Origin of the sequence: Flavobacterium sp. HBTb2-11-1 (genome assembly GCF_009826975.1) — a bacterium.
Lineage (GTDB): Bacteria > Bacteroidota > Bacteroidia > Flavobacteriales > Flavobacteriaceae > Flavobacterium.
The window spans coordinates 17,222-28,177 of record NZ_WUMO01000016.1 but is presented as its reverse complement, the minus strand read 5'-3'; the positions used below and the strand labels follow the sequence as shown (position 1 = coordinate 28,177).

The following is a 10,956-nucleotide window of genomic DNA, read 5'->3' as shown; positions in this document are numbered from 1 at the left end:
ATGCCGGTTTTGAAGGGTTTTGTCTTAAAAGTAAAAGATAAAGTAGGTGTCTTAGTTTTCGCCGTTGCGGGAAATGCATGTATATAATGTATATAAAGTGTGTTTGTGAGTGAGGCTGATTACCGTTAGTTTATTTGCATTGATTTTTCTTTAATGACAACTTAGATCGACTTTTTATTAATGGGTCTTTAGAACGTTTATAATTGATTAAATTTTTTGTTTTTACTTGTAATCTAGCTTTTGTATTAATTTCGTTTTAAATTTGGTTGTTAATGAAATTAAAAATCGATGGAAGAGCTAATTCGAATTATAAATAGTTTTCAAGAATTAGATTTGGAAACAGAACGTGCAATTAAAGGAAGTTTTGTGGAAGAAACTTTTAAAAAAGATGAATTTATCATAGAAGAGGGTAAGATTTGTCGTAAAATCTATTTTATAAAATCAGGTGCGGTTCGAAGGTTTTGTATTGAGGATGGAATCGAAGTTACGAAGTGGATTTATACCAATCATCAATTTGTAACTTCAATGAGCAGTTTTTTTGAGCAGAAACCGTCTTTTGAGAGTTTTCAAACTTGTGAAGAAACAACGGTATATTCTCTGTCTTATTCCGATGAGCAGGCTCTATTAGAATATCCGCTATTTATAAAATTTCATATCAAGCAGCTTCGATATTATCTTTCTCATATAAATGAGTTTAATCATGTGTTTCGATTAATGACTGCTGAGAAAAAGTACTTATTTCTTTTAGAATCATTTCCTCAAATTATTAAAAAAACCAAACTGAAGCATATTGCTTCATTGATCGGTGTAAGCCAAGAAACTTTGAGTAGGATTCGAGCGTCAATTATTTGACATTACATCAATAAAAAGTATCTAGAGTTTTTCAATTTTTGTTCCTCATTAAAGATGTAAAAATTGAAAGAAACTTTTATTCATAAAAATGCTATTCTGGGAAATAACATTTGTATAGGAAATGGTGTTACTATCGAGCAAGATGTTGTAATTGGCAATAATACCTATATAGGTAATCATGTGACAATTTTAAGCGGATCGAGAATTGGAGAAAATTGTCAGATCCATTCTAATGCGGTTCTAGGTGGTATTCCCCAAGACTTAAAATACAAAGGAGAATATACTCTCTTGGAAATAGGGGATAACAATATAATCAGAGAATTTGTAACAATTAACAAAGGAACAATCTCGAAGGGTAAAACACGGATTGGTAATTCTAATTTGATTATGTCTAACGCTCATATCGGACATGACTGTGTAATAGGAAATAATTCTATTATTGGATTTAGTGTTGGCATGGCTGGAGAGGTCGTTGTTCAAGATTGGGTAAATATAAGCGGATTGACCGCAATACATCAATTTTCAGTTATTGGTGAACATGCTATGATTAGCGGTTTAAGCAGAGTTGTTAAAGATGTTCCACCTTTTATTGTTGCGGCTCATGAACCTTTAAGGTTTGCAGGATTAAATACTGTTGGTCTAAAAAGAAGAGGTTTTAACTCTAGCAAAATTGATGAGCTTCGATCAATTTATAGGATTTTGTTTCAAGAAAAGAGAAATACTAAATTTGCTTTAGAATTAATTGCAGAAAGTTTTAAAGAAACTGCTGAAAGAAACAAGATTCTAAAATTTGTTCTTCAGTCCAAAAGAGGAATTATTAAAGGTTTTGAATTTTAAATATATAAAAAGGCTAAATTTATATATTATTAAATTAACCCATTATGGCAAACTATAGTACAAATTCTAAAGTCGATTTTTATTTTGAAAAGGCAGAAAAGTGGAAGGCCGAAATTGAACAAATGAGAGAAATTGTTTTGGACTGTCATTTGTCTGAAGAATTGAAATGGGGATCTCCTTGTTACACTTTCGAAAAAGCGAATATTGTATTAATCCATTATTTCAAAGAATATTGTGCTTTTTTGTTTTTCAAAGGCGCTTTAATGAAAGATCCAGATAATATCTTGATTCAGCAGTCAAATAATGTTCAGGCAGCGCGTCAAGTGCGATTTACGAATGTTCAAGATATTTTAGCTAAAAAGGAAATTTTAAAAAAATATATTTTTGAAGCTGCTGAAATTGAAAAATCAGGACAGAAAGTAGAATTGAAAAAAGTTTCTGATTTTGAAATTGCCGAAGAACTTCAGAATAAATTTGATTCTGATGCTGATTTTCAAAAAGCTTTTTATGCTTTAACTCCTGGAAGACAACGAGCCTATTTGCTTCATTTTTCCCAACCTAAACAATCGAAAACGAGAGGAGCTAGAGTAGAAAAAAACATCCTGAGAATTCTAGAGGGAAAAGGATTGAATGATTAAGATATTTTTATTAATGAGTTTTTATATCTTCTGCTAGTGGGGGTAATGATTCACGCTTTGATTTAACTATTAATTTATAGAACTTGCAAAACTATATACTTACGAATCAGAAGCATATTACAATCTAATGAGTACAAGCCAATCAACTACAGCAATTCTTGAAACAAAACAGCATTTTGAAATTTTAGATGGATTAAGAGGTATAGCGGCCTTTGCAGTTGTTGTGTTTCATTTTATGGAATGGATTTTTACCGATCCAAGCCAGAATTTTATTGGACACGGATTTTTGGCTGTCGATTTTTTCTTTTGCCTTTCAGGATTTGTAATCGGATATGCTTATGATGATCGCATTGCTAAAATGGGTCTTCGCAATTTCTTTCTATCAAGAATTATAAGATTACATCCGTTGGTTGTAGCGGGGTCTATATTAGGATTGCTGGCTTTTTTATTTGATCCGTTTGGAGGTCATTTGGAATTGTATAGTACAGGAAAAATTATTTTGACATTTATCTGTTCTATATTTCTTATTCCGTTTCCGGTTATTGCAGATCGCGGTTTCAATTTGTTTAGTTTTAATGCGCCAGCATGGTCACTGTTTTGGGAATATATTGCCAATATCATTTATGCATTTGTGCTTTACAGAATTGCCAGAAGTTTTTTATTGCTGTTAACGATATTGTCTGCGATTGCAATCTGTTATGTCGGATATAATTCGGGCAATTTATTAGGAGGCTGGAGCGGACAAACTTTTTGGGATGGATGTGCGAGAATTTCGTATTCTTTTTTAGCAGGATTACTTATCTATAGATCCAATTGGATTATTAAAAACAAGCTCGGTTTTGGCGGATTGACTATTTTATTGCTATTAGCTTTTATTATGCCGTTTTCAGAATACAATTGGATTTCGGAACCTTTGGTTGTATTATTATATTTTCCGTTACTAATTTCTTTAGGAGCTGGAGCTGTTTTAAAACTTGGATTAAAAAAAGCTTGTATCTTTTCTGGCCAAATATCGTATCCGCTTTATATGACGCATTATGCGGTTTTATGGATGTTTGGAAATTATTATACCAATTACAAACCAGATACAACACAATTGACTTTGATAGTCGTAACTTCTGTGATTCTGCTAGTTGGTTTTGCATATTTAGTGATGGTGGTTTATGATATTCCATTTAGGAATTATTTGACGCAGAGAAGAAAAAAGATGATGGTAAAAGACATCCGATAGATATTTCTAATATTATAAAATTTGAGATGAAAAAATATTACTTAATTTTCGTGCTCAAATTATTTTTTAATCATTCAAAAGGACAAATAAAAAAAACATATCTATCATGAAACAAGTAGTAACAGCCAGTTTAGTTAATGTTTGTAAAAGTAAGCTTGATATTTTTCATCGTTTTATGAGGAAAGGGGCAACTGATGTTGAAATACAAGAACTGGAAAAATTTGTGGACCAAAAATTACCTGCATCTTATGTTAAATTGTTAAAAACCTATAACGGAGAAAAAAGAACATTAGGTTTTTTGGGAGGATTCGGATATTTAAGTATTGAAGGAGTTAAAAGAGAATGGTTGTTTTTTAAAAATGCTCCAGATACAAAGCCTGAAGCTATTAATCAGGTAAGAAAAATTACGAATGTTTTGTATTCGACTAAAAGAATTCCATTCGCTCACGATGGTTCTGGAAATTTTCTTTGTTTAGATTTTATTCCAAATACAGATGGTATTTTAGGGCAGGTCATCTATCTTCCTTGCGGAGATCCTGAGCCAATTTCAGTAGTTTCTGATAGTTTTGATGATTTTTTAAATTTGATGATTAGAAAAATTCAGTCCAAGAAATTAAAACTGGTTGATGAAAGAGAAGATTGGGACGCAGAAGACTGGGCGAAAGCAGATATTTATTTTGAGCGTACATGGAATAATGATTGGAGTGATATTGCAGAAGAATATAATTCAAAAGATAGTTTTGGTTGTTAATTGCAATCATGCTGAGTACCATTTTTTTAAATCAGTGTTTTTTTATAGATTATCCTTAATTCGTTTTGTTATTTCTTCAATTGTACCCATTCCGTCAAAAGTTAAAACTTTAATTTTGGACTTCATATATTCGATTGCTGGTCTGGTTGAACTTTCAAAAACTGCAATTCTTTTAAGGTGAATATTAACATCTTTGTCATCTTTTCTGTTAGAAGTTTCGGCTCTTTTCTGTGCTCTTTTTAAAAGTTCTTCTTTTGGAACGTCAATATTAATTACTTTTCCAATTTCTAGATTTTTAGATTTAACGAGTTCTAATAAATCATTTACTTGCGGTTCAGTTCTTGGATAACCGTCTAAAATGATTCCTTTAGCAGCGATATTTTCATCCAATATTTTGCTAAAAAGATCTTTCATTATTGAGTCAGGAACCAAATCTCCTTTTTCTTCATATTGAGACATTATTTTTCCAATTTCCGTTTCATTTTGTTTTTCCAAACGGCATCTGTCTCCAGTTGAAATATGTTCAAAATGAAGTTCATCTTTTAAAATTTCGCATTGCGTGCCCTTGCCTGAATATGGAGGGCCAGTAATTATTAATATTTCCATTTGTTGTAAAGCGTTTAATTCTCTTTCGAGTTTTATAGTTGTGAATGCGGTATTCTGATTTTACAAGGAATCACAAATTTACAAGAAAAAAATATGCTTTTGCATAATAAAAACCTTAGGGGTGAGGCATTTGCAGGTAATTTTAGAAATGTATAGCAGTTCATCAGCTAGCAATAGACTTTTTTTAATGTGAGTTTTTGCTGAGAAATTCTAAGCGCTGACGAAATTGAAATAAAGCTTCTTTATAATTTCAAAAAAAGCTTAACTAAAAATAATGGAGTTTTTTATTTGAAATCTCATTTCTCGTGTTTTGAAATTTTAAAAATAAAAATAATTGGTATATTTGTATCTAAATAGTATAGACTATACTCTATGCTTTGTGGTTTTTCAAAAAATAAAATTATGCTTGTAAACGAATTATCAAAAAAAACCGGATTGTCAATCCATACGATTAGATATTACGAAAATTTAGGAATGATCAAGGGAATGACTGATGAAAATGTGACTTCTAATAATTATAAACATTACGATGCTAATACTATTGAGCGTCTAGAAATTATTATAGAAGCGAGAGAAGTCGGATTTACTTTGGCGGAAATAAAGAAAATATTGATCAGCTGGTTCGAAACAACTGATTCTAAACCAGAAACATTGGAGCTTTTTCAAGCCAAAATAAAAGAGATCGATGATAAAATGAAATATTTTAAGCAAACCAAAAGCCTTCTTGAAAAAGTATGTGAGAAAATAAAAAATAATGAGTGATAGTAAATTATCGTTCGTTTGAATTAAAGACAGTAAAAAAAGCTCTATTATTTCTAATGGAGCTTTTTTTATGATTTTTAAAAGATTATTTCCCTTTTATTATTTTTTCTAAATATTCAATTTTATCTTTTTCTGCCTGAACCAAACGCTCATAAAGTTCTACAATTTTATCAAGCGGATTAAAAGTAGGCTGAAAATTGACAGCATTTAATGTAGAGCTGTCATGGCTATTAAATGTATTGTTGATTATGCTTAGTATGTTTTCGTCGCTGTAATTTTTAATGCCTTCGGCTGTAACGCCAAGTGCTTTTGCAACTGCAGTAAGTTTTTCTTCATCAATAGTTTCGCTGTTTTCCATAGCAGAAATAGCTTGTTGATTTGTTCCTAAAGCCTGTGCCAATGCTTCCTGTTTCATGTCGCGAAGTTCACGAATACGGCTGATGTTTCTTCCGATATGTTTTGGTCTTGATAGTGTGCTCATAATTCAAAGATAATAATTAAGTGAATAAACCAGAACTGTAAAAAACAGATTTTAAATGTATGTTACAGATTTTCTTGGGGAGCGGTAAACAAAAATACAATTTTTATGTTAAGGATTTTGAATTCTGTTCTCAAGCTTAATTTTAGGCAAAGATTTGTCATCCTGAGGAACGAAGGATCACACTAGAGATTCCGTAAAGTTTGTCGCTAATCTTTGTTGATACTCGAGTGTGATTTCTCTTTTCAGTCTAAATGGCAATACTAAGATATTAAGCTTTGTAATTCTATAAAGTAGCTTAAATATTGCTATATTCGTTTGTGAGGAAATAATTTTTAAATAAGAATAATGAATAATATAGTTAAAGAATTTGTTGATGCTGAATCAGAATTTTTAAATTCAAACGGTTCTGAGAAAAGTGTTGAAAAGCTATATGATATAATCTACTTTTTAAAGGATTTGAAGGAGCTCACTTTTGAAGAAGAATTTATTCTAGCCAAGATTTATAATATGGTAGGGAGTAACATCTTTGCTTCTATAATTATAGATAAAAGTTTAGAAAAAAGCACTATGAGCACAATGCAAACAGCAAAAATAAAAGAATTGCAATCAGAAATAGATAGCCGAGATATTTGGAATATTAAAGTTTACAGAGATCTGCGTGATTCTAAAATAAAAAAAGATCCTACAAAATTGCTGACTGAAGATTTCGTTGTTTCTCAAACTAATAGAGGGAGTTATGATATTGAAATTTCTGATAAAATTAAAAACATAGTTATTTTAAATAAAAACGTACCGAATGAACCTGTATGGGGAGACGAAGCATGTTTTATTTTTTCAGATAAAAAGCCTGATCTCTATACTTTATTGTTATTAAGTGAGTATATAATATGGCTGGGACAAATAAAAGAAGAGTTGCTTAGGTTTTATAATGGGAATGATTTTAGAGATAGACTTCCATATGTTTCAACAGATTGGTTTGATGGCTTAAATGTTTTTGATTTTTGTATTAGCATTGATGAAAATGATAATTTTAATACTGAAATTACTTTACATGATTATCTTCAAAATGATTATGGTTTTAGGTTAAAAATTGAAAATTTTATTATCAAGCAAATAGAATATGATCCGATTCTGTAAAAAGACAATATTTTGGTTTTTCAGTATGCGTAATTTTATATCTGTAAAACGATCTTAATTCAGTTTAATTCCTGATTTTTACCATTCTCTAGGTGCAATTATTTCTTCCGGATCAGCATCAAATCCGTAAGATTTTGCAATAATATCAAAATCTTGTCCAATTGATTCTCTTGCAACAGTTTCAATTTCACTATTATTCTCGTAAAAATCATCTTGTAATTCGTTGATTTTTATTGTCGCAGAATGTGTTAATTGGTAGAATTCATCAAGATTTTTTGGCGATGTTTTCTCGATTTCAAAACATAGGTCGATAAGTATTGTCTTTACTTTGTCAACGAGAAATTTCGGAAAGTATGAATCTGCGTACATATCTTAAAAAGACATAATCTTTCATTTTCTCATTTTTTAAATCCTTTTGGATTATTATCTTATCTTGATTTTTTGATTGCTGACCATTACAGGAAATTAAAATCAAGGAAACTATTGCTATTATGTAACCTTTCATTTTCATAAGTTTTTTATCGTATTTATAAAGGTGTTTTTTGAAAAAAGGGCAAAAAAAAACTCCTTAATTTCTTAAGGAGTTTCTTGGTGGGCGATGAGGGGTTCGAACCCCCGACCACTTCCGATTAAAAATCGGAATGCTCAGAACTTCCTTATCAAATCCCTGTTTTTAAATTTATAACGACAAAAAAACTCCAAAATCATTAGACTTTGGAGTTTTTAAAATTCTGTGGGCGATGAGGGGTTCGAACCCCCGACCCCCTCGGTGTAAACGAGGTGCTCTGAACCAGCTGAGCTAATCGCCCTATTTTACTAGGTTGCTATCGTTTGTGATTGCGAGTGCAAATATACGCTAGTTTTTGAGTTCTGCAAAGAAATTCGAATAAAAAATAAAAATTTTTTAAAAATAGTTTATATCTCCTTGTTTATGAATTTGTTATTAAAATGATTTTTTTGAAGTTTTTTCTACATCAAAAGTATATTTTAGTTCAAAGGCAATTCGGCAACAACAAAAGTGCTTCCGCCAACGTAAATAAAATCATTTTCTGAAGCATTTTTCTCTGCTTCCGCGAAAGCGATTTCAACAGAATCGTATTTCTCTCCAATTAAACTGAATTTTTCAGCCGCATTTTTTAAAGTTTCGGCAGGCAAAGCTCGTGACGAATTTGGGTGGCAGAAATAATATTGCGCATCTTTTGGGAAAAGCGGCAAAATAGAATCTAAATCTTTATCATTTACAACGCCCAAAACAATATGCAGTTTCTCGTATTTTTCGTTTTTAAGCTGATTCATCACAACCGATAATCCATGTTTGTTGTGTGCCGTGTCACAGATTATTTTTGGGCTTTCTCCCAATTGTTGCCATCTGCCTTGTAAGCCCGTATTTTTTACAACATTCAGTAAACCTTCTTTTAATTGTTCTACGGAAATTTTAAAATCGGTTTCATTGTTCAAAATCGAAATTGTCTGCTGAACCGTTTTTTTGTTGTGAAACTGATAATCTCCAATCAAATCAGATAAATAAATTTGGTCAATTAAATCTGAAGCAAAATAAATCGGTGCGTTGTTTTCTTCGGCTTTAGCCAAAAAAACTGGTTTAGTTTCATCTGTATATTCGCCAATAACTACAGGAATATTCGGTTTAATAATTCCCGCTTTTTCGCCGGCAATCGCTTCCAGTGTATTTCCTAAAAATTGTGTATGATCTAAACCAATATTGGTAATTACCGAAACCAAAGGCGTGATAATATTAGTCGCATCTAGTCTTCCGCCAAGACCAACTTCGATAATCGCAATATCAACTTTTTCAGCAGCAAAATAATCAAAAGCCAATCCGACTGACATTTCGAAGAAACTCATATCATTAGCTTCAAAAAAAGATTTATGTTTTGCAATAAATTCAATAACAAAATCTTCTGAGATTTCTTTACCGTTGATTTTAATTCTTTCTCTAAAATCTTTTAAGTGTGGAGAAGTATACAAACCTACTTTGTAACCTGCTTCTTGCAGAACAGAAGAAAGCATGTGCGAAGTAGAACCTTTTCCGTTTGTTCCTGCTACATGAATGCACTTTAGCTCATTCTGCGGATTATCAAGATGGGCTGCCAATAATTTGATATTCGTTAAATCTTCTTTATACGCAGAAGCACCTTGCAATTGGTACATTGGAAGCTGATTAAACATCCAATTGGTAGTCTCTTGATAGTTCATTTGTTTAGATAAAATGGTTGTTGATTGAAATAAATTTCGATTTTTGTAGTTTAATATTACAGCGAAAATTATCTTTATTGCAAATTTCAAATATTTTTTAGAATTAATTATTAAAAACCAGAATTAATATATGTTTACTTTTATTCAGTTACAAACAGATACAATCGCAAATGCTTCAAATGTAGTGGTCGAAAAGATCGCGGCACCGCAAAATGAAATTTCAATGTTTGGTTTCATCATGAAAGGGGGAGTGTTCTTAATTCCAATCGCGTTGTTGCTGTTTTATACGATCTACCTAATTTTTGAACGCTATATGTACATTAGCCGAGCGTCTAAAATTGACAGCAGATTAATGCAAGATATTGGTGAAAAATTACATTCTGGAAATATTGAATTGGCAAGAACAATTGTAGAAAGAAATAATACTGCAGCCGGAAATATTTTGAAAGAAGGAGTTTTAGTAATCGGAAGACCAATTGCTGAGATTGAAGCCAACATGGACCGCGCTGCCGATATTGAAATTGGAGAAATGGAAAGGCATTTAGGCCATCTTGGACTTATCGCAGGTATTGCGCCAACGTTAGGTTTCATCGGAACAATTTCCGGGGTTATCAAAATTTTCTATAGCATTTCGGTTACCGAAAATATTAGTATCGGAAACATTTCTGGAGGTTTATACGAGAAAATGATCAGTTCTGGTTCTGGATTAATTGTAGGGATTATCGCTTATAGCGCATACCACTTATTGAACGGAAAGATTGATAATTTTGCTTTAAAAATTCAGAAACAGATTTTAGAATTTGTCAATATAATTCAAAGAGCATAAGCCATGTCTATTAAAAGAAAAAGAAGATTTCATGCCGAAGTTGCGACTTCATCTTTGAGCGATATCATGTTTTTCCTGCTGTTGTTTTTCTTAATTATTTCAACACTGGCAAATCCGAATGTGATTAAGATGACTTTGCCAAAAGCTAAAGCTAATGAAAAGACCAATAAACAGTTAATTAGTTTATCGGTTACAGAAGATAAAAAGTTCTACATTGACAAACAGGAAGTAGATTTTGAAAACTTGGAAACGAGTTTAATGTCAAAAATAGGAACAGATAAAGAACAAACCGTTGTAGTTCGAATTCCGTTTAATCTGCAAGTTCAAGACTTAGTAGATGTTTTACAGATAGGAGTGAAGAACAATTTGAAGTTTGTAATAGCTACAAGTCCGAAGTAGTCATTGCGAGGAACGAAGCAATCACAATAAGGAATGTGCCACAATCTTGTCATTTCGACGAAGGAGAAATCTCCACAAGTAACTCCGTAATGAATATCCAATCTTTGTAGAGCTTCTCGCGAAGATTTCTCCTTCGTCGAAATGACAAACGAGGCGAAGTGAGTGTGTCGAAAAAAACTCAATAAAAAGGCTTTCAGATTTCTGAAAGCCTTTTTCTATGAT

The 10,956-nt window shown here is 31.6% G+C and carries 13 protein-coding genes and 1 tRNA gene; 9 read left to right on the top strand and 5 right to left on the bottom strand.

Features of this window, described 5'->3' with window-relative positions; all coding sequences use genetic code 11:
• Window positions 1–288 precede the first annotated feature (288 nt).
• From GR162_RS22005 to GR162_RS21985, 5 genes are all read left to right on the top strand, one after another.
• Window positions 289–852: a Crp/Fnr family transcriptional regulator gene (locus tag GR162_RS22005; RefSeq protein ID WP_160783884.1), complete on the top strand. Its 564-nt coding sequence runs from the start codon at window positions 289–291 to the stop codon at window positions 850–852.
• Window positions 853–915: 63 nt separating this feature from the next.
• Window positions 916–1,689 (top strand): acyl-ACP--UDP-N-acetylglucosamine O-acyltransferase, encoded by a 774-nt coding sequence (lpxA, locus tag GR162_RS22000; protein WP_160783883.1) that lies wholly within the window; start codon window positions 916–918, stop codon window positions 1,687–1,689.
• 44 nt (window positions 1,690–1,733) lie between these two features.
• Window positions 1,734–2,327, top strand: a complete 594-nt coding sequence (locus GR162_RS21995) for a YdeI family protein (protein WP_160783882.1) — start codon at window positions 1,734–1,736, stop codon at window positions 2,325–2,327.
• Window positions 2,328–2,454: 127 nt separating this feature from the next.
• Window positions 2,455–3,558: an acyltransferase gene (locus GR162_RS21990; RefSeq protein ID WP_160783881.1), complete on the top strand. Its 1,104-nt coding sequence runs from the start codon at window positions 2,455–2,457 to the stop codon at window positions 3,556–3,558.
• A 106-nt stretch (window positions 3,559–3,664) separates the two neighbouring features.
• On the top strand, window positions 3,665–4,309 hold the full coding sequence (locus GR162_RS21985) for an SMI1/KNR4 family protein (protein WP_160783880.1): 645 nt from the start codon (window positions 3,665–3,667) through the stop codon (window positions 4,307–4,309).
• Window positions 4,310–4,351: 42 nt separating this feature from the next.
• Here the strand turns inward: GR162_RS21985 and GR162_RS21980 are convergent, their stop codons facing one another.
• Window positions 4,352–4,915, bottom strand: coding sequence for a nucleoside monophosphate kinase (locus tag GR162_RS21980; RefSeq protein WP_066033493.1), 564 nt, complete (start codon window positions 4,913–4,915; stop codon window positions 4,352–4,354).
• 402 nt (window positions 4,916–5,317) lie between these two features.
• Between GR162_RS21980 and GR162_RS21975 the strand changes: the two genes are divergently transcribed.
• Window positions 5,318–5,677, top strand: coding sequence for a MerR family transcriptional regulator (locus tag GR162_RS21975; protein ID WP_091136660.1), 360 nt, complete (start codon window positions 5,318–5,320; stop codon window positions 5,675–5,677).
• 85 nt (window positions 5,678–5,762) lie between these two features.
• Here the strand turns inward: GR162_RS21975 and GR162_RS21970 are convergent, their stop codons facing one another.
• Window positions 5,763–6,158, bottom strand: a complete 396-nt coding sequence (locus GR162_RS21970) for a helix-turn-helix domain-containing protein (RefSeq protein ID WP_160783879.1) — start codon at window positions 6,156–6,158, stop codon at window positions 5,763–5,765.
• A gap of 345 nt (window positions 6,159–6,503) precedes the next feature.
• Here GR162_RS21970 and GR162_RS21965 point away from each other — a divergent pair, with 345 nt between their 5' ends.
• Window positions 6,504–7,295 carry a hypothetical protein gene (locus GR162_RS21965; protein WP_160783878.1) on the top strand — a complete coding sequence of 264 codons (792 nt, stop codon included), beginning with the start codon at window positions 6,504–6,506 and terminating at the stop codon, window positions 7,293–7,295.
• Between the two features lie 78 nt (window positions 7,296–7,373).
• Here GR162_RS21965 and GR162_RS21960 read toward each other — a convergent pair whose 3' ends face one another.
• The 3 genes from GR162_RS21960 to GR162_RS21950 all read right to left on the bottom strand — a co-directional run bounded on the left by GR162_RS21960 (window position 7,374) and on the right by GR162_RS21950 (window position 9,509).
• On the bottom strand, window positions 7,374–7,664 hold the full coding sequence (locus GR162_RS21960; protein WP_202393984.1) for a DUF5713 family protein: 291 nt from the start codon (window positions 7,662–7,664) through the stop codon (window positions 7,374–7,376).
• A 365-nt stretch (window positions 7,665–8,029) separates the two neighbouring features.
• A tRNA-Val gene (locus GR162_RS21955) sits at window positions 8,030–8,104 on the bottom strand.
• Window positions 8,105–8,282: 178 nt separating this feature from the next.
• Entirely contained in the window at window positions 8,283–9,509 is a 1,227-nt protein-coding gene (locus GR162_RS21950; RefSeq protein ID WP_160783877.1) for a folylpolyglutamate synthase/dihydrofolate synthase family protein, read from the bottom strand.
• Window positions 9,510–9,639: 130 nt separating this feature from the next.
• Between GR162_RS21950 and GR162_RS21945 the strand changes: the two genes are divergently transcribed.
• Complete coding sequence (locus tag GR162_RS21945) at window positions 9,640–10,335, top strand: MotA/TolQ/ExbB proton channel family protein (protein WP_008464191.1); 696 nt, start codon at window positions 9,640–9,642, stop codon at window positions 10,333–10,335.
• Window positions 10,336–10,338: 3 nt separating this feature from the next.
• Window positions 10,339–10,734, top strand: a complete 396-nt coding sequence (locus GR162_RS21940) for a biopolymer transporter ExbD (RefSeq protein WP_008464192.1) — start codon at window positions 10,339–10,341, stop codon at window positions 10,732–10,734.
• Window positions 10,735–10,956: the final 222 nt, after the last annotated feature.